Here is an 18842-nt window from a genome sequence, read left to right as displayed (position 1 = left end):
ATTGGTAGTGGGCTATTTTCTATACCTTCATATATTGGTTATATAATTGCTCGAAAGTATTGTATCGTTCGACTTTCCTGCCTACCTTGTTGTATTCCTCCAGATATTCATCCATGACCTTCAGAAACTCATTTTTAAAGACTTGAAGATGGTCAGAATCAAAATACTGCATGATATCAAACTTTTTAGTTCCCTTCCATTCTGTCATTTCATCAAGAAAACCTTGTATGCCCATTCCTGCAAGATACGCATACGATCTATCACCCGATTCTACACTTGCTATAATCTTATTGCGGTAGTTGCACCATAATTCCTCATAAGTTCCGCCAAGATTATCATAGCTTGGGACAGGCTGTACTACAAAAGCCTTATACATTTTATTATATAAATCATTGATGTTTTTAAGTGCCTTATATGCTGCACTTCTGATTCCATCGATAGTCTTCGCCTCTATCACAGCCATATATGTCTTTTCAAAATCATCAGGAACATAACAGTACGTAGCTATTTCCTCTAAATATCTCTTAATTCCCCGTTTGAAATAAGTATTGTTCAAATGAGTTAGCGCATTTAACAAATTGTATAAAACTTCGCTTGAAGCATACCTTACTGCTCCTATATCTTCACAAAGTAATGTATTCGCATATTCCTGTTTTGCTATGTCTATACACTTTTTCGCTCTACTGATACATTCTCTCCCTATAGGCATTGCCAGAGCATCGAGTGCTCTCTGTTTATATAAATTTAGCTTTTCCAAATATTCGGGTTCTGCACAGTATAATACCTGTAAATCCACCAGACATGAAATCATTGGACTCTCAAGATTGGCTTGATCTTCTATCCTTGTTTCCCATGGCGTACAATATAGATCGTATCCAATATCATCCAAAATAAAACACGAAGATATCCCCCAGCCTTGCTCTGTGTTATTAATTATGATTAGATCAAGATCGCTTTTTTCATGAAAATCCCCAGTACTAAAAGAACCTGTAAGCCCTATAATTGCAATATCATCAGAAAAATCTCTCTTAGCCCGTTCAATGACCATGCTAATAAGCTTTTCATTTTTGATTAAAATCTTGTCTTTATGAACAGCATCCATATCCATGTCCCCTCTCCAACCTTATTAATTCTATTGTATAAGCATGTTGTTAAAGTAGGTATTCCGACTTTAATTATATTAAATCTATACCAAGCCTTTCCTCTCCTTCAAAGAAAACAAAAAACGCGCTGGCAAGAGCATAATTAGCTTCTCTCCAACGCGATTTATAGTCATTAGTGAATATTTTTCTTTTTGAAACTGCCGCCCTTAACTTCTGCAACATCGTAGACTACTACAAAGGCATTAGGGTCAATTTCACGAATAATATCTTTTATTTTACTTTCTTCCAGACGGTTAATGACACAAGTGATTTCTTTGAATTGTTCATTTGAGTAGCCGCCATAAGCATCTGTATAAGTTGCTCCACGACCCAATCGGTCACGAATAGTCTCGACCATGATTTCCGGTTGAATAGTGATGATTTTAAACGTTTTAGAGCCACTCAAACCTTCTTCAATAATATGAATGACCTTAGAAGCAATAAAATAAGCAAGCGCTGATAAAATAGCTCCTTGTAGGCCAAATACTGTTGAAACAACAATAAAGACAAACATGTTTAGAAATAAGATTAAATCACTGGTCCCAAAAGGTAATTTTCGTGAAAGTAAGACAGCTAACATATCTATCCCATCTAATGCTCCACCATTACGTAAGGCTAAACCCATACCAAAACCGATAATAATCCCGCCAACAACGGTAATTAATAAGGTATCACCTTCTATAATCGTCGGTACATGATGCATAAGACTAGTGCCAATAGCCAGTGAAGCAATACCGATAACGGAATAAAGAGCAAAGCTTTTACCAATTTGCTTATATCCTAGCCACACAAAAGGGATATTAATTATGCCAATTAGCAGCCCTAGCGGTAAGCCAAACAGTTCAGAGCCAACGATGCTTAGACCTGTGACACCTCCATCTGAGACATTGTTGGGTATCAATACAGATTCTAGACCATAGGCAGCTATTAGCGCCCCAATAATAATCATGAATACTTTTGAGAATATCTTGAGTTTATTTGATTTCTGTTTTCGCGTTTCAATCATTGAATTTCTCCGTTTCACATTGCTTAATTTAGTCCATAAAAATTTCCTCTAAAGGTCTTCCGTCACCTGGATTAAAATCAATCCCTAAAATCTTTGCCATCGTGGGGGCTATATCTACCATTTCGATGTCCCCTATAGGATGCCCATTTCTAATCTTTTCCCCGGAGACAACCAAGTTGCATCTATAGCCGTCTTTATCAGGAGAATAGCCATGCGTGGCAAATTTAACGCCTTGTTTGTCCAAATCAACAATCGTTGGTTCATCCATACTTTCGTCGAAACAATAACCTCTCTTAGCCTCAAGCATATACTTTGTGGTTTGGCCCACATGAAAATAATCCAGTTCATCTCTAGCATACAATTTCTCTATACCTGAAGATTCCTCTCTCATATTATCTCCAATAACAGCTAATGCTATTTGCTCAGCTTCTTCATCGCCCTGCCGGATATGCAAGTAGGCCGCTCCACCCCCACACTGAAAGTAAGCTCTCCACTTCATTTCGCCGTTCTCTTCATAGATCAGGCCCTTTTCCTGCAAAAGGATGTTCAAATGCACTCTGTACCTAACATTAAACTGGCCATGGTCCCCCAAAATTAAAAAAATCGTATCATCCTTCATCCCCGCTTCATCCACTGCCTGCATAATATCGCCTAACCTATTATCCATACGTGTGATTACCTGCTTCACTTCGTCACTGTCAGTTCCATAAGCATGTTTGGCATCATCCAGATCGATCAGATGCATCATTAGAAGATTAGGTTTTTTGCGCTTAATCGTGTCTATAGCACATTTGGTCGTGAAGTCATCCAGATAAGGCTGCTCAATCCCCTTGCGGATCCGGCCATATTTCAGCTCCATATCCACACAGTATAAGGGGCTTCCACTTTTTAATATCTTCAGTGCCTGATTTTCGTTTTTGATGGCTCTGATTTCAGGTATATTGTATTGGATGGAGGATTTACCCGATACTGGCCATAGGATTCCGGCTGTGCTCATCTTATGCTCGCGCGCAACATCGTAAATCGTTGGCACCTTGATCGCATTTCTAAACCAGAACCAATTTTGCTCCTCTTCCTTAATAAAGGGCTGAAACGGATTGTTGTGGTGGATGCCATGCTTATCCGGATATACACCGGTTGCTATGGTGGTGTGCACTACATATGTGAGTGTCGGATACACACTTTTCAATTTATGGCTATGAGCTCCGTTTTTAATTAATTTACTTAAGTTTGGAAGCCGGCTGGCCAATGCCCAGTGGTCTTCTGAAAAGGCATCGTAAGAGATGACGATTAAATGCTTGGCCATAGCCGTTTGTGCTTTAATTGACTTCATAGAATAAGCCCCTTAGGTTCGTCATGTTCAGGCTGCTCTTTAGGTAAAGTTATAAATACGAATAATCCAATAATAAAAAGTGGGATAATCGCTAAAATACTAAATTTAGCATTACCTGTTATTGTTGTTGTTAAAGACATTACAGCAGGACCAACAATGGCCGCGAACTTACCAAAAATATTGTAAAAACCAAAGAATTCATTGGAATTCTCCTTTGGAATGATCTTCGCATAATAAGACCTGCTGAGCGCCTGAATGCCTCCCTGAGCGGAACCAATTAGCGCACCTAAAATAAATATATGCCACACTGAAGTGATAAAAAAAGCCGCGATGCAGGAAATGATATATGTAACAATTCCCACGATTATCAAAGTCCTGGCGGAGTATTTTTTGGCGAGATTACCATACAGGATTGCACAAGGAAAAGCGATGATCTGGATAACTAATAATATCCCCAGTAGGGTAAAGGTGTCAAAAGCATCTGCACCCAGAACCGATGTGGCATAGGGCACCACCATTTTAATAATCGTATCTACCCCATCAATATAAAGAAAGTACGCAATTAAGAAAACAAATACAACTTTATGCTCTCTAACATTCCTAAAGGTGTCTCCCAGTCTTTTAAAACTGTTGATCACAGGTCTTGGTTCAGGCTCAATATAATATCTCTGCTTCACATCTCTGATCATGGGTATGGTCAACAGCCCCCACCAAAGGGCAGTAATGATAAACCCAATCTGATAACCGATCGACTTATCCATCCCCATAAACAGAATCAATAGTAGACTGATGCCAAATGGAATGACGCTGGCGATATATCCATAAGCAAAACCTTTTGTGGATACCTTATCCATCCTTTCTTCAGTGGTTATATCCACAAGAAAAGAGTCATAAAAAATATTGGCTCCTGCAAAACCTATGACAGACAGGATGTAAAACACAATCAATAACTGCCACTGCCCGCTCGCAGGTGCAACGAATGCCAACGAAGCCGTAGCCAGCACACCGATCAAAGAGAAAAATAAGAAAAAGCGCTTTTTCTTATCTTTGTAATCTGCGATCGTGCCTAAAATCGGACTAAGGATAGCCACAAGAATACTAGCAATGGAGTTAAAGTACCCTAAATCCATGCTGCTGTTAACATTTGAAAACATGCCAAATACAATAGGCAATAATGCAGTTGTAACCGCCATCGAATAGGCTGAATTCCCACAGTCATATAAAATCCATGATTTTTCCTCTTTGCTAAGCTTCATCTAACAGCCACCTTCTTATCTATTTGTAACTGTTATATCATTTCAGCATAAGAGGCATGTTAAATGAATGTTAATTCCATACCAATTTCTTCATAAAAAAACGACCTTTTAAAATCGAAAGGTCGCTTACTCGCTTTTATATATGAATTTAATATTTGATGATATATTCGCAATATTCATCCCCATTAACATTACATTTTATTTCCCGGACGGAAACCCGCTTTCCACGGATTTTAGTAAGTGCTCCTTCGATAATGGCCCCCTCCAGGTCACAAACCATTTTCCCTTCCATAATAGGTAACCCTTCGCAGAAACAATCGTGCACTGCAATTGTCATCCCCTTGTCATCTTCATGGGTTATTATAGGGATCCCTATCTTCAATTCTTCGAATAACTCGAATAGTTCATTAACCGAGGCAACACCAAATTCTTCCCCAATTTTTCTTCCTATAGTCAACGTTGTACCCTTACCATTCATGGGTAACGCTTGATATAAACCAATAAGTCTGATCGTTCTGAATAGCTCTAAAGGTACGACATTACCTAAATTTTTTCTCTTTATTTTTTTCATATCTGTAAAAGTAAATTGATCCATGCCAGTAGCCTCCAATTGCTTATGTAATTTATATTTCAAATTTAATTGATATATTGAGTATAAACGTATCCAATAATTGCTTTGTGATCTTACGCACATCCTAATTTTTTATAGAACTATAACAAAAAAAGCAACTTCCCAATTGGCAAGTCGCTCCTTCATTCCTTAGATGCAGCAGCATCTCAAATATGATAATCATAAACCCAAGGCAAAATAACCATCACGCTAGTTCCAACCTGAACCTCTGAATCTACCTTAATATGCCCCCCATACATTTCAATTAATTGTTTACAAATCGATAATCCAATCCCTGTCCCTTTTTGCTTGGTAGTAAAGAAAGGGTCAAATATCCGTTTTAATTTATCCTGTGGAATTCCTTCTCCATTGTCTTTAAAGAGTAGAATAATTTCGTTTGTCTCAGCAGCTGTGGTAACAGAAATATCTATTCTGCCTCTAAAAGCTGTGAAGGAATCGATACTATTTTTCAAAATATTAAGAATTACCTGCTCTAGCTGAGAGGCGCTTCCAAACGTTAGTACTTTTTCTAATGAGCACTCTACTGAAAGTATAATATCATCACTAAGTATGAGTTGATTCACAATGTTATTAACTCTATGTATAACCTCCATAACGTTAAATACTACGCCGTTATTTTTTGTACTGTCACCTTTTCGAGCCAGTATTAGAAAGTCCGTTACTAATCCATTCAGAGCATCAATCTCTTTGATAGTGATATCCAGATATGCACGCAATTCATCCGCTTTGATCTCCGGCTCATTTAGCCTGATATTTACAAGCTGAGCAAAACCTTTAATCGAAGCTAGCGGATTTCTTATTTCATGCGCCATTCCTGCTGCCATTTGTCCCATAACAGCAATTTTTTGTTCATGTAAATTGTCAATCTGTTGATTTTTATTAGACAAATAACCTTGTGCAAAGCCAGTAAAACGGGTCCAGTTACATTCCATTAAACGATTATAAAAAAACAATCGGATCGCGGAATCATCTACAAACTCTTCAATGATCTTAAACATAATATTCTGAGCGGTTAAATTCAAATCCTTGCTCATATCAAGTAAAATATCAAAATGATCACCGAATATTTCTGCAGTATAAACCCCTTGCTCAGCCCCCTCTTTTTCTAGCAGGTTTAGGTATTGATCGTAACCAAAAGAATCAAAAAACAAGGCTTCTACCATACTCATTAATATCGTACTGAATGATGAATCTAACAATTCCTTATGCGCCTCTACAAACCAGGAGAATTCGATGTTTTTCATAGTCATAGAATGATAATGCCTGTTTAAAATGATTGGAACTGCTAAGGTTAATGACGAACGCAATTCATTTTCTTTGTATGACATTTTCATCCTCCTTCTTTGTAGTTTGTATTCAAGATATGTGTATATTTTCCTGCTTCAAAAACACAGTAATTCACTTTGTTTTAATACTATATTATATTCTGACACTTGACTGTTAGAGTAGCATCGAAGATAATTACAACCTCACCAAAAAAACTATAATTAGGAAGATCATTGATTTTGAAAAGGGGCGGTCGTCATTAGCTGGTTAAGTGATCTCTATAAATTACAGAAGCAGGAGCTAAAGAAGGACATCGAGCCCTCTTTAGTCAATGCTATCTTTCGCATGTATGATAAATTTTTCAGGATTGGACTTAAAGAGCGGATCGGCCAGCAGGATATGTCTCTGGATATCGCTGATGCCTATATTAATGGCCATAACGCGATGATTGAAGCTGGAGTCGGCATCGGCAAGTCCTTTGCCTACCTCATTCCCAGCCTGCTTATTAACCAAATCTCAAGACAACCGGTTATTATTGCGACATCCTCCATACAACTTTCAGAACAAATACATAAAGATCTGAGATTCATCGGAAGTCGGCTCGGATTTACAAGGGTACGTTCGGTGGTTGGAAAAGGCATGGGGCAGTATGCTTGCCGGTATAGGGCAGCAGATCTGTTCCAAGCGGAGGATTCAAACACCCCTCTGTCTGCGCTTGCCCAGCAGATTGTGAATTATGAAATTGATGAGCGGGCAGATATTAAGGGCGGGGTTAGTGATGCAGTATGGTCTAACGTTTGTGTGAATGATTGCAAATTTGAACGTTGCCATTATAAAAGTACATGTACGTTTTATGAGATGAGAGCTAAAATTAATGCCAACGCGAGCGACATGGATTTTATTATCGTAAACCAGGACCTGCTCATCCGTGATTTAATCAAGAAAAAGGAAGGAACAAAGGGGTTAATCACCGAACGGCCGGCTCTGATCGTAATTGATGAAGCTCATAATCTGGAAGCAAAGGTTAGAGATGCAAGAACGGTCGAATTTACATACCGGGGAACCTGCCGTATTCTGGATGACGCCTTACAGATTCTCTTCAAGCAAACTGCCGATACGGAGCTTATGCCGCAATTTAAATTTATAAAAAGATGCGTTGGCCATATTTTTAAACAAGTAGAGGCAGACTTACTGCAAACAGCCAAGCAGGATAATGACCGTATAAAAATATCGCAGATCACAGGAATCCCCTTAAAACGAGCGGCACAGGTTTTAAAAGATTTTAATCTCAGCCTTTCCGTCTTAACTTCACGGCATGAGCGGGAGATTGACAATATTTTCGAAGCCATGAACGGACTTATCGACCTCTTTGATGTACTCGCCGGAGTAGAGGATAACTATCTGATCTGGGTAAGCAATACCCAGCGGGAGAGTACCCTTAGTATCTGCCCTAAAGGGATAAGCCAGTTTCTGAAATATACCTTATTTAACGGGAAAACCTCTGTTATTTTAACGTCAGCAACCATGTGTCAAAGCGGAGAAACGCTGGAGGAACAATACGCTTATCTCACCGAGTCCCTCGGTTACAGGGGAGATTATATGGAGCGCCAAGCTTCACCGTTTGATTATGACAACCACACCATGCTGTATATTGCCAAGGACATCCCCTACTATAACCATCAGCGGCGGGAAGATTATCTTGAAGCGGCATACAAGGAAATGATGAGGCTCTGTAATTTAACAGACGGGCGGACATTGGTTCTTTTTTCAGCTAAAGAGGATATGAAGTATATTCATAAGAAATTAAACTCTGAGAAGCTTGCATGGGCATTACATGTTCAAAGGGAAGGCTCGTCCCAGGACGGGGTGATCGCTGATTTTCGGGGCAGTAAAGGCGTTCTACTTAGCACCGGTGTATTCTGGGAAGGTGTGAATATCGAAGGTTCCGATTTGTCGCAGTTAATCATTTTCCGTCTGCCTTTCCCTGTTCCTGCCGATCCTGTCTATGAATATAAGACTTCGATGGCAAAGAATCCCTTGAAAGAGGTTTTTGTACCGGACATGCTGCTTCGGTTAAGACAAGGAACCGGGCGCCTGATCCGCAGTGAAACTGACCTTGGTGTACTCAGCATACTCGATTCCCGCCTGTCCATTGCCGCCAAAAAGGATTACCGGAATCAGGTACTGGAAGCCTTACCTTTTAAAAAAGTTACTGAGGATTTCAAGGTTCTGGAGAAGTTTGTGAAAGAAAAAGGGATACGGCTTAGTGATACGTAGAGAGATGAAAAAAAGCAACCCATCCGCAGACAAGTCGCTTCTAACCCTATAACGTTATCTGGAAATTAAACTACTTTATGTTTGTATACCCGCATCGCTAATAAATAAGCAACTACTAGAATGGCTATGCACCATATGATGGCTCCCCAAATATCATTGCCGACAGGCTGCCCCATCAGGAGGGAGCGAACCGCCTCTACTATAGATGTAACGGGCTGGTTTTCAGCAAAGGCGCGAACGACTGGCGGCATCGATTCGGTAGGCACAAAGGCCGAGCTGATGAAAGGAAGGAAAATAATCGGATAGGAAAAAGCAGTCGCGCCGTCCACCGATTTTGCGGATAGTCCAGCAATTGCTGCGACCCAAGTTAGAGCCAGCGTAAACAATATGAGGATGCCGGCAACCGCCAGCCATGAGAGCACTCCTGCCGATGAACGAAAACCCATAATCAATGCAACAAGAATGATGACGCTAACTGAAATCGCATTGGATATCAGGGAGGTCAGCACATGCCCCCACAGCATGGTAGAACGTGCAATCGGCATAGAATGGAATCTCTGAAAAATCCCTTTTTGCACATCGTTAAACAGGCGGTAAGCCGTATAAGTTACACCACTTGCAATAGCGATCAGTATGATCCCGGGCAATAAATAATTCACATAGTTATCCGTACCCGTCTGGATGGCGCCACCGAACACGTAAACAAACAACAGCATAAATGCAATTGGCATGATAGTTACCGTGATGATGGTATCCATACTGCGGAGAATATGGCGCATAGAACGTCCGAGCATTACACTCATGTCACTGAAAAAGTGCTTCTTAATCATTTCCATTTACTTTCCCTCCTTTTTGCCGATGATTGCGAGGAATATTTCCTCCAGCGTCGGCTGCTTTTCAATGTACTCAACTTTTGCGGGCGGGAAACGCTTTTTTAGTTCTTCGAGTGTACCGCTCGCAATGATTCTACCTTCATGTAGAATGGCGATTTGATCAGCAAGCTGCTCTGCTTCTTCCAAATACTGCGTCGTCAAAAAGACAGTCGTACCCCCATCGGCAAGCTCCTTAACCATCTTCCATACATCAATCCTTGCCTCAGGATCAAGTCCAGTGGTTGGTTCGTCGAGGAAAATAATCTGCGGTTGCCCAACAAGACTCATCGCGAGATCTAATCTCCGGCGCATCCCGCCTGAATAAGTGGATACCTTGCGATCCGCGGCATCGGTCAAAGTGAAGCGTTCCAGCAGATCGTCCGCAACTTGACGCGGATGCTTCTCATGGCGGAGCCTCGCAATCATGATCAGATTTTCCCGGCCGGTCAGAATCTCATCCACGGCGGCAAATTGACCCGTCAGGCTGATGGACTGGCGTACATAATCAGGCTTTGTGGCGACATCAAATCCGTTCACTGCAGCAGTCCCGCCATCTTGATTCAGCAAAGTGGTGAGGATTTTGACAATGGTGGTCTTGCCTGCACCATTGGAGCCCAGCAGAGCAAAAACGCTGCCCTGCTCCACTTCAAAATCCACCCCCTTTAAAACTTGAAGCTGTCTGTAGGACTTTTCTAACCCAACCACTTTAATGGACTTGTTCATTGCATTCCCTCCCCAAGGTTTTGTTAGCATATCTTCATGGAATTTTCCCCGCAAAACTCACTTCGGAAGCTCAGGCTTATAGGACTGTAACCTTTGTCAAATCAGCTTCCATGCCTTTGAGCGCAGCGAAGGTCAACTTATCCATCATTGCACCGTCAAAGTTGATCGTTTTAATTGCACGATAAAACTTCTTGGATAACGAAAACCCGGAGAGGAATGACACATTTTTTAACGTCGCACCTCTAAACGAAATATCGTTCAGCGCCGACTTTTCAAACTTGACCCCGATAAAGGTCTGGCCGTCAAAACATAATCCCCGCAGATCAGAGGTTTTAAATTCCACACCGTCAAAGATACAGTTCTCAAAGATTGTTTTCGTGAGATCAGTCGTACACAGCTTGACGTCGGTCAGTCTTGTATTGATAAATTTCGCCCCTGTAAGTCCTGATGAGCTAAAGTTGGTACGAACAAGAATAGATTTGTGAAAGCTCGCATTTGCCAGTTCAATGCCGGACAGATTGCAGTCGGTGAGATTAGCGCTGTCGAACTTGGCCTCGCCTACGTCACTGCCCGCGAAAGAACTGCCAGTCAAGTCAGCGCCTGTAAAATCCGAACCCCGCAACGCGCTCACTTTAAAATCCCCTTTATGGGCGGTAACGCCTGCAAAATCACTCTTCGATAAGTTGCTCGCCCTAAAGCTCGTCACCACCTGACGCTCAAGTGAACGGGAGAGATTGGCAACCTCCTGCACCGTCTGTTCAATGTCGCCGATGCTGTCTATCGTCATCTTAAACGCCGTTTCATCATCCTTGCCTTCAGCCTTGAGTTCACTGAACCGCTCCTGCAAATCGGAAAGAAGGTCACTCTTTAATTCAGCAACGCTTTTTATCCCGTCATAGGGTGCGAATACGCCATTTAAATACATGTTTAATTTCTCATTCATATTATCAAGTCTCCTTATAATAAGTTTTCAAGCACACGCTTTGCATACTCCCAATTAGTCTTGTTATTGGCGTAAACAGCTTTCCCCTTCTCGGTAATCCGAAAATACTTCCGTCGTCCCCCCTGAGACTCATCCCCCCAATACCATTCAATGTCACCGTCTGCCTCAAGCCGCCGGACGCTGGAGTACATCGTAGCTTCTTTTAATTCATACTCGCCTCCGGAACGCTCAGCAATCAATTTGACGATTTCATATCCATAACGATCGGCTTCGGACAAGAGCCGCAATACCATCGTATCGGTATGTCCTCGCAGCAGATCGGATGTGATTTTGTTCTCACTCATTTCATCACCTCATAATCGCATTGTACATCATACTACTGTGACAGTCAAGGTACTTTGATCATCATGTTTATACAAAATAAAAAAATGCCGTCCTTAGTTGTCTAAGGCAGCATTTTTCTATTTTAAGTCTGAAGTTCCAATCTACGCTAACCAGAAATAAGTTGATTTACGTCTGCTGGTAATTCACAGCTACCTGCAGGCAACCCTCACACAAAAATGCATAATAAATCCCCTCGCTGTCCTCGGCCTGTTCCATGTCCATTTGGGCAATAAACTTCATCGTCGTCGAACAGCAAGGGCACACAGGATATTCCGCATCCTGAATCCAAGCCGGATGTCCTCCAATCTGCGACGCAGGCGCCTCAAGCATCCAATATGAATTTTCATAGGTTCCCATCTGCCGTTCCGATAGCTGCATGGCATGCCATGCTATTTCTTCCCTGTCTTCATTTGCAGGCAAAAAATCAGGAACGGTATTATTTTCACTCCACGAATATTGGCCATCCAGCTCCGCTTTCATAAACACGGTGCCATAACAATTACAATGCATGCAAGCTGCAATCCTTAACCGCTGGCCGGAAAGCTTCATAAATTGAACCAGTGGATTCTGCAAATCGTAATCAAACAGCACTGTCAACTTACCGCCACACCAAGGGCAGGAATGCTCACCCTCCTGCAGCGCCACTACCGCCGTATAATCCCGATCCATCCCATTTTTTCCGTCCCTGTTTACTTCAAAATGATAACTCTCGGGGTAAAAAAGCAGCCTTTTCCCACCGTCGGGATCTAATTCCCATCCTGCTTCGTGAGCATAGGTTTCCGGAGCCACATTTAACTCCGATGTCCATCGAGGCGGATGCTGCCGCCATGTCTCGAACTGCCGAACAACCTCTTCATCGCCAATCCAGGCCATTGCAAGCAGCAAATGATTACGGTTTTCCGAGTCATGCTCTAACTGATGAATGATCTTATCACGGATCTCCTGACCCGCTTCTTTATAGAGAATACCGGGATAATACTTCCCTTTGTGAAAAAAAACCTCCAGCCCCCGTTCAATGCAAGCACTTGAAAAACATATAAGCGACAGTAAAATAGTCTCAGCCTGGTCAAAATCATCTTCTTCCATCAATTCAATGGCGTAGGATTCCAATCGCTCCCTTTCGCTTTCAGTCAGTTGACGATACAACTCCTGCGCGGTTTTGTGATAGGGGATTTCGTATTCAAGCGGGCTCCATCTCCGCGGTTTGTGCATGATTTTAAGAATTTCAACCGGATCATTCACACCTACGTACAAATCAATGTCTTTTCGATTTTGTTCAATATAAGCCTTTTGCTCCAGCGCAAGCTTCCTCTGATGACAGGGCATGCAGATTCCACCTGTCTTTAAAGCAGTTACAGGAAGTATGCTTCCCTTGCAGCCTGAGGTTTGGCAGGGTATACGCTCGCTCATCGGATCTCTCCTATTCTGTATAAGTTATTCTCAAAGACTATTATTAATAAGCTAAACTGCATTATAGAATTAGCTATATTATAGAATTAGCTGCATTAAATATACCACCGGATTTAGCAGCTTTAAATTCATTTCAGATTTCAATTGGATATATCCCCCACCATCACCTTATACCGAAATAAAAAAGGTTAACCAGATATTTCTGGTTAACCTGATAAACGAAAACTCCCCCGGATAAAGAAGAACCGGTACCCTTGTATTAAGCTTAATCCGTAATCTTCACATTTCCAAACACAGCCTTATTCCTCGAGTCATCCCCGGGATTGCTAAGTGCTATGCCAATATACACCTTGCGGTTCATCGGAATCTGAACAGTTCCGACCGTTTGCCAGTTATTCCCGTTACTCGAAATAGCCCCTTTGAAGGTATTTCCACTTCGGGTCAGCTTTAGCCATCTTGGAGCCGAGGCAGCCGCAGTCTGATCAACCATATTGCCGGCAGTCTCTGCACGATACTGGAAGGTTGCCCCATTTTCGGGGGTAAGCATCATATCTGCATGCTTCGAATTATGACCCAGCGACTCCCGAATCATAATGCCGGCCTTGGCCCAGCCGTCCAATCGGCTAGTGGACTGCACTTTAACAATAATCTCCGCATTGCCTCGCACGGATTGGTATATATAATTCAGTTGATCTCCATTTCCCCAAATATCCGTAGAGCTGCTGCTGAGTGTAAATTGCTTATTGGAAGAATTGTAGGTAACGTTCCCCGGCATGGAACCAATATTCCGTGCCTTCCATCCTGCTGGTAATTGAGCCGGATAGTCTTGTTCTACCGGAGGTGTCCAGCCTGGCGTAGGCCAGGTTTCACGTTCTTTGATATTGGCCAGCTCATCTTCTGGCCAGGCCCCGTAAGCAAAGAACGACAGACGCTTCACACCTGGATAATTCTCGCGGATTCCCTTGTAAATCTCCTGATATTGATCATCTGTCCAGTCATTATCCAGCGTCGCAACAATTTCCACGTCACTGTCGCTAATCCGGTCGCTCGTATCCTTCAGGATGCCGTAGGAAGTGCTGTATACCCAGTCACTGTTGAACTCCCAGTCATCAAAGTACGCCATTGGTGCAACAAAGTCGATATCATCCTTGAATTTCGCCACATTCTGCCCAACTTCAATGAATTCTGGCGGCAAAATATACACGCCGAGCTGCACATCCGGCTTCGAGGACTGGGTGATATCCTGACGAATATCGCCCACATACTGTCCGATTTGATCGGTCCTCCATTCATTCCACTGCTCACGCTGAGGCGAATCTGTCTCGAAGTCAATGCTGAGCGGTGAATACCCGAACTGCGCCTGATACTTCGCAACTGTATAATTACTGACGTCCATGTTGTAATTGTCGAAGCGGATCCAATCTAGCACAACGCCATCCACATCATAATTCTCAATCACTTCCTGAATGATGGAACGCTCATACTGCTGCACTTCATGGTGAATTGGATTGACGAAGTATTCGTTGCCGTTAGAACCTGTAAACGGAGTCTGAACCCCGTCAACCAGCGCCTGCATCTGCCATTCATCGTGCTCCAGGAAGGCCTGCTGATCATGGAACTGTGGAATCCAGGCATGAACCTTGATTCCTGCAGCATGGGCTGCGGTAATGACAGCCTGCAGGGCGTCGAAATTCTGGTAGCCTTGGGCAATTGGTGCGATATCACTCTGATAAAATACACTTCCAGACGGAACCTCATCATCTTCATCCTGCTTCACGTTCATGCTAATCACATCGACGCCATAGCTTGTAGACAGCGCGATGAAATTCTGGACATCCGTCATGTTCTTAAACTGGTTTACGGTCCGTACAATAACTTCCGTTTCGAAAGGGGGGTTACTCTCCTCCTCGGCCATAACAGGAACGGAACCACCGGCTATCGAAGAAACCAACACGATGCTTAACAGTGCTATAAACCTCGATCTCAACGCAAATGCCATAATCTCGCCTCCACTAGTATAAGATTTTATAAATAGTCTTATTTCGTCGCGTTGATTTTCTTAACATTTTCCTGCCATTTTTCGGTTCTGAATTCAAGCAGCTTAGCCAGCCCCGCTTTTTCGGTGTTCTTTTTAGCTGTCTCCAGCGCCGACAGCACCGCTTCATCCGACTTCGCCTGAACCATCTGGGCGTAAGCAAGGGTATAAATATCCCCGATATTCTGTGCGATGATGCCGATCTCCGTATCCGGAATCGGATCGGTATTTACAAACTCCGTGATATCCAACGCGGTTTTCCAGGTCACCGTGGACTGCGCCACGGTCTCCCAGGATTTCTGGTTCGCGGAAAGCAGCGCCTCGAGGCTCATTTTCGCCGTATCAATAAAGGTTGTATTTCCCGCCCAGTTAAAGTCCTCGAATTTCCGCATCGTTTCCGTGCGTTCGTTAGCAGCAGTCGTCTTGTATTTCTCGTTCGGGATTGGCGCTCCGTCCGCATCCTCTTCATCCCAGTACAAGCCTTTAGGACCGAAGAAAAGCACCTTCTGTCCCTCCGGACCCGTAATCCAGTCAAAATAAGCGAAGATGGCCTCTGGATCCTTGGCCTTTTTCGTAATGACATTAACGTTCCAACCCAGCGTCTCAAAGCCGCTTACAAACACTTGTGTTTTGTCTAGTCCGGCTTTATGAATCGGCCATATAATCTCATAACCGCTGTCCGGATTATTCGCTGTCAATGCCCGGTGTCCCTCGGCTCCATACGTAGTGATATTGGATTCGACCATGACTGCTACCCGGTTGGTATTGACCTTTTCTTTGACCGCATCCTGGGTTTGCTGCAGAGCATCCTGCGTAATCAGCCGTTCACGATACAGCTTATTAATATACAACACCATCTCCTCGTAAGCGGGATCGTCCAAGATAGATGACAGCTTGTCGCCATCCGGATATCCCATGAGTGAAATGAACTTACTAGTGGAGTTTTCCTTAAAACCACCATACATAATTTCCAGACCTGCCCCCTTCTCCCCAACCTCCAGAGGTACTACATCCGGATACTTTTCTTGCACCTTAAGCAAATATTGATACAGATCATCGAAGGTCTCCAGCGCAGGTCTGCCGAGTTCGTTATAAATATCTTTATTCACCATCCATCCGCCGTTGCCGAATTGCCCGGATGTATACCAGTTCGGAATTTGATAGATTTTCCCGTCTTCTGAACGGAGCAAATTCAGGGTGGATTCCTTCACATATTTCTTGAAGTTCGGATACTTCTCATAGTAATCATCCAGCGCAACGAGTTGTCCTGCCTGCACCAGCCGTTCCACTGAGGATCCCCGGTCAGTAAAAATGACATCCGGTAAATCACCGCCGACGATCATCGTGTTTAGCTTTTCTCCGGCCGCTCCTCCGGATTGTATGGGTTCAATAGTAACCTTACGGTTCTCCTGAATCCATTTTGTCGCCTCATTATCCCCCCATGGTGATGTCGTAAGCCAGTCATAGTTTCCATAGAAGCTGAAGGTGACGGGCTTGATCCCGCTGCCGTCATCTGTGGCGGCCTCAGTATTCAGATTTTTCTCGCTTGTGTTTGGTGAAGTGTTAGAATTTCCTCCTCCGCTACAAGCAGCGAGAAGAAGCACCAGCGAAGTCAGCAAAAGAGATACCCATTTCATACGATTGCGCATCTTTTCCCTTCTTTCTACATAATATGGTGACTGCTATTCTTTCATCGAACCGATCATTACGCCCTTAACAAAGTACTTTTGGAGAAAAGGATACGTCAGGATAATTGGAATGGTAGCGATCATCATCGTAGCCATAGTCAGTGACTTCGTAGTAATCGTCCGATTCCGGTTCATATGATCCAGCGCAATAGCATTCGATGAGCCAATTTGGGTCATGATGTTGGAGTTCATAATCTGGCGCAGCAGGGTCTGTATAGGAAGCAAGTGATCCTTTGTAATATAGATCGCTCCCGTAAACCAGTCATTCCAGTAACCTACTGCGGTGAATAAGGCAATCGTGGCCAGCACCGGGCCGGAGACGGGAATGACGATTCGGAAAAAAATGCCGTAGTTGCTGCTGCCGTCGATTTTGGCCGATTCCTCTAACCCCTCCGGCAGAGCGTGGAAGAAGGTGCGGATGACAATCATGTTCCAGACACTGATGATGCCGGGGATAATCAGCACCCAAAAGGTGTCCAGCATACCCAAAGAGCGAACTAGTAAATAACTAGGGATGAGCCCTCCACTGAAGAACATCGTAATCATGAAGAACACCATATATTGTTTTCGAAAAAGCAATGTCTTCTTGGACATTCCGTAGGCTAACAGTGCCGTGAAAAAGACAGACAATGCCGTGCCGCATAACGTTCTAAGAATGGTGATCAGAAAAGAATTCAGCAGGCGTTGATCCTGAAACACAATATAATAATTTTCCAGAGTAAAAGCTCTCGGTAACAAGGTTACACCACCGAGCGCCGTATCGCTCCCCAGATTAAAGGAAATGACCAACGCATTCCAAAACGGGTATAGCATGAGTAACGCCAGCAGTGTCAAAAGGATATAAATACTCCGCTGCATGATTTTGTCGCCTAGGCTTAGTCTCATTGTTCACCCCTCCTAAAAGGTTTATGGAGCATCGGAAGCATTCGCTATGAGTAGTAGTACTACCAGAGACTAACATCTGCCCGGCGAGCGATTTTGTTGGCCGTCACTAGCAGAATGACACTGATCACCGCCTTGAATAGCCCTACCGCTGTCGCATAAGAGAATCTGGCATTTAAAATCCCAACACGGTACACATAGGTGTCGATAACATCGGAGTAGGGTCGCAGAATTGGATTGGTTGCCAGCAGCAAAATGTCCTCGAAGCCCGCACTGAGCAGACTGCCGATGGCAAGAATCATAAAGATGATGATTATGGGGGTAATGCTGGGGAGTGTAATCAAGTGAATTTGCTTAAACCGGCTTGCTCCATCTATAGAAGCGGCCTCATATAGGGTTGGATCAATGCCTGCAATCGCGGCCAGGTAGACAATGCTCCCGAATCCGACCTCTTTCCATACATTTACGCTTACTAGAATCGACCAGAAGTATTTGGGTAACGCCAGGAAGTTAACTGGCTCCCCTACCAGATTGAATCGCTCCAGCACATAGTTCACCGTCCCGTTGTCAACGGATAACAGCGAAAATACAAAACCGGATACTATAACCCAGGACAGGAAATAAGGTAAATAGCTGACGGTCTGGATAATGCGTTTAAAGCCCATATTCCCGATTTCATTCAGCATCAGCGCAAGAAGAATCGGGGCAGGAAAAGAGATAATCAATTTAAGCAAGCTGATCAGAAGGGTATTTCGCATCACATTCCAGAACTCCGGCGCCTCGAAGAACATTCTGAAATGCATAAATCCAACCCAGGGGCTCTTCATAATGCCGCCAAAAATATCGTATTGCTGGAATGCCATAACAACGCCATACATCGGAATGTAGCTAAAAATGAATACAAAGATAATTCCCGGCCAAACCATGGACTGCAAATCCAATTGACTGATAAATTTCTTCCATCTACGCGGTTTCTCGGCCGTGTTCATCCGCT

The 18842-nt window shown here is 43.2% G+C and carries 16 protein-coding genes; 1 reads left to right on the top strand and 15 read right to left on the bottom strand.

Annotation, left to right across the window (positions count from 1 at the left end):
• Nucleotides 1–19: 19 nt before the first annotated feature.
• From MKZ09_RS08280 to MKZ09_RS08255, 6 genes are all read right to left on the bottom strand, one after another.
• Nucleotides 20–1108, bottom strand: a complete 1089-nt coding sequence (locus MKZ09_RS08280) for a nucleotidyltransferase domain-containing protein (protein ID WP_256719254.1) — start codon at nucleotides 1106–1108, stop codon at nucleotides 20–22.
• Between the two features lie 167 nt (nucleotides 1109–1275).
• Nucleotides 1276–2148, bottom strand: coding sequence for a YitT family protein (locus MKZ09_RS08275; protein WP_036675789.1), 873 nt, complete (start codon nucleotides 2146–2148; stop codon nucleotides 1276–1278).
• A gap of 28 nt (nucleotides 2149–2176) precedes the next feature.
• Entirely contained in the window at nucleotides 2177–3481 is a 1305-nt protein-coding gene (locus MKZ09_RS08270; protein ID WP_076206830.1) for an alkaline phosphatase family protein, read from the bottom strand.
• The gene (locus MKZ09_RS08265; RefSeq protein ID WP_076206828.1) at nucleotides 3478–4737 is read right to left on the bottom strand and encodes an MFS transporter; all 1260 of its coding nucleotides are present in this window, start codon (nucleotides 4735–4737) and stop codon (nucleotides 3478–3480) included. Before MKZ09_RS08265 ends, MKZ09_RS08270 begins: the two co-directional genes overlap by 4 nt.
• A 148-nt stretch (nucleotides 4738–4885) precedes the next feature.
• Nucleotides 4886–5332 (bottom strand): V4R domain-containing protein, encoded by a 447-nt coding sequence (locus MKZ09_RS08260; RefSeq protein ID WP_076138000.1) that lies wholly within the window; start codon nucleotides 5330–5332, stop codon nucleotides 4886–4888.
• 182 nt (nucleotides 5333–5514) lie between these two features.
• A complete protein-coding gene (locus tag MKZ09_RS08255) occupies nucleotides 5515–6696 on the bottom strand; it encodes a sensor histidine kinase (RefSeq protein ID WP_076137998.1) in 1182 nt (393 codons plus the stop codon).
• Nucleotides 6697–6979: 283 nt separating this feature from the next.
• Here MKZ09_RS08255 and MKZ09_RS08250 point away from each other — a divergent pair, with 283 nt between their 5' ends.
• Nucleotides 6980–8911: an ATP-dependent DNA helicase gene (locus MKZ09_RS08250; protein WP_256719253.1), complete on the top strand. Its 1932-nt coding sequence runs from the start codon at nucleotides 6980–6982 to the stop codon at nucleotides 8909–8911.
• A 65-nt stretch (nucleotides 8912–8976) separates the two neighbouring features.
• On the opposite strand, the gene MKZ09_RS08245 is transcribed toward MKZ09_RS08250, so the two are convergent.
• The 9 genes from MKZ09_RS08245 to MKZ09_RS08205 form a co-directional block, all read right to left on the bottom strand.
• Nucleotides 8977–9747 (bottom strand): ABC transporter permease, encoded by a 771-nt coding sequence (locus tag MKZ09_RS08245; protein WP_076137994.1) that lies wholly within the window; start codon nucleotides 9745–9747, stop codon nucleotides 8977–8979.
• A complete protein-coding gene (locus tag MKZ09_RS08240) occupies nucleotides 9748–10506 on the bottom strand; it encodes an ABC transporter ATP-binding protein (protein ID WP_076206822.1) in 759 nt (252 codons plus the stop codon).
• A gap of 76 nt (nucleotides 10507–10582) precedes the next feature.
• Nucleotides 10583–11449: a pentapeptide repeat-containing protein gene (locus tag MKZ09_RS08235; RefSeq protein ID WP_076206819.1), complete on the bottom strand. Its 867-nt coding sequence runs from the start codon at nucleotides 11447–11449 to the stop codon at nucleotides 10583–10585.
• A gap of 14 nt (nucleotides 11450–11463) precedes the next feature.
• Nucleotides 11464–11793, bottom strand: coding sequence for a PadR family transcriptional regulator (locus MKZ09_RS08230; RefSeq protein WP_036675798.1), 330 nt, complete (start codon nucleotides 11791–11793; stop codon nucleotides 11464–11466).
• Nucleotides 11794–11959: 166 nt separating this feature from the next.
• Nucleotides 11960–13243 carry a hypothetical protein gene (locus MKZ09_RS08225; protein ID WP_076206816.1) on the bottom strand — a complete coding sequence of 428 codons (1284 nt, stop codon included), beginning with the start codon at nucleotides 13241–13243 and terminating at the stop codon, nucleotides 11960–11962.
• A 265-nt stretch (nucleotides 13244–13508) separates the two neighbouring features.
• Nucleotides 13509–15242, bottom strand: coding sequence for a family 10 glycosylhydrolase (locus MKZ09_RS08220; RefSeq protein ID WP_076206814.1), 1734 nt, complete (start codon nucleotides 15240–15242; stop codon nucleotides 13509–13511).
• A gap of 38 nt (nucleotides 15243–15280) precedes the next feature.
• Entirely contained in the window at nucleotides 15281–16927 is a 1647-nt protein-coding gene (locus MKZ09_RS08215) for an extracellular solute-binding protein (RefSeq protein WP_076206812.1), read from the bottom strand.
• 33 nt (nucleotides 16928–16960) lie between these two features.
• Entirely contained in the window at nucleotides 16961–17851 is an 891-nt protein-coding gene (locus tag MKZ09_RS08210; RefSeq protein WP_076098900.1) for a carbohydrate ABC transporter permease, read from the bottom strand.
• 59 nt (nucleotides 17852–17910) lie between these two features.
• Nucleotides 17911–18837 carry an ABC transporter permease gene (locus MKZ09_RS08205; RefSeq protein WP_076206809.1) on the bottom strand — a complete coding sequence of 309 codons (927 nt, stop codon included), beginning with the start codon at nucleotides 18835–18837 and terminating at the stop codon, nucleotides 17911–17913.
• Between the last annotated feature and the right edge of the window lie 5 nt (nucleotides 18838–18842).

The sequence above is a fragment of the Paenibacillus sp. FSL R5-0908 genome (assembly GCF_038006245.1).
Classification (GTDB): domain Bacteria; phylum Bacillota; class Bacilli; order Paenibacillales; family Paenibacillaceae; genus Paenibacillus_AQ; species Paenibacillus_AQ odorifer.
The sequence above is the reverse complement of the archived record's forward strand: the minus strand, read 5'-3'. Positions and strand labels throughout refer to the sequence as shown.

What these genes read in the sequence shown, in the direction of transcription:
- MKZ09_RS08280 (WP_256719254.1), bottom strand. Translation starts at nt 1,108, where the DNA reads ATGGATATGGATGCTGTTCATAAAGACAAGATTTTAATCAAAAATGAA.
- MKZ09_RS08275 (WP_036675789.1), bottom strand. Translation starts at nt 2,148, where the DNA reads ATGATTGAAACGCGAAAACAGAAATCAAATAAACTCAAGATATTCTCA.
- MKZ09_RS08270 (WP_076206830.1), bottom strand. Translation starts at nt 3,481, where the DNA reads ATGAAGTCAATTAAAGCACAAACGGCTATGGCCAAGCATTTAATCGTC.
- MKZ09_RS08265 (WP_076206828.1), bottom strand. Translation starts at nt 4,737, where the DNA reads ATGAAGCTTAGCAAAGAGGAAAAATCATGGATTTTATATGACTGTGGG.
- MKZ09_RS08260 (WP_076138000.1), bottom strand. Translation starts at nt 5,332, where the DNA reads ATGGATCAATTTACTTTTACAGATATGAAAAAAATAAAGAGAAAAAAT.
- MKZ09_RS08255 (WP_076137998.1), bottom strand. Translation starts at nt 6,696, where the DNA reads ATGTCATACAAAGAAAATGAATTGCGTTCGTCATTAACCTTAGCAGTT.
- MKZ09_RS08250 (WP_256719253.1), top strand. Translation starts at nt 6,980, where the DNA reads ATGTATGATAAATTTTTCAGGATTGGACTTAAAGAGCGGATCGGCCAG.
- MKZ09_RS08245 (WP_076137994.1), bottom strand. Translation starts at nt 9,747, where the DNA reads ATGGAAATGATTAAGAAGCACTTTTTCAGTGACATGAGTGTAATGCTC.
- MKZ09_RS08240 (WP_076206822.1), bottom strand. Translation starts at nt 10,506, where the DNA reads ATGAACAAGTCCATTAAAGTGGTTGGGTTAGAAAAGTCCTACAGACAG.
- MKZ09_RS08235 (WP_076206819.1), bottom strand. Translation starts at nt 11,449, where the DNA reads ATGAATGAGAAATTAAACATGTATTTAAATGGCGTATTCGCACCCTAT.
- MKZ09_RS08230 (WP_036675798.1), bottom strand. Translation starts at nt 11,793, where the DNA reads ATGAGTGAGAACAAAATCACATCCGATCTGCTGCGAGGACATACCGAT.
- MKZ09_RS08225 (WP_076206816.1), bottom strand. Translation starts at nt 13,243, where the DNA reads ATGAGCGAGCGTATACCCTGCCAAACCTCAGGCTGCAAGGGAAGCATA.
- MKZ09_RS08220 (WP_076206814.1), bottom strand. Translation starts at nt 15,242, where the DNA reads ATGGCATTTGCGTTGAGATCGAGGTTTATAGCACTGTTAAGCATCGTG.
- MKZ09_RS08215 (WP_076206812.1), bottom strand. Translation starts at nt 16,927, where the DNA reads ATGCGCAATCGTATGAAATGGGTATCTCTTTTGCTGACTTCGCTGGTG.
- MKZ09_RS08210 (WP_076098900.1), bottom strand. Translation starts at nt 17,851, where the DNA reads ATGAGACTAAGCCTAGGCGACAAAATCATGCAGCGGAGTATTTATATC.
- MKZ09_RS08205 (WP_076206809.1), bottom strand. Translation starts at nt 18,837, where the DNA reads ATGAACACGGCCGAGAAACCGCGTAGATGGAAGAAATTTATCAGTCAA.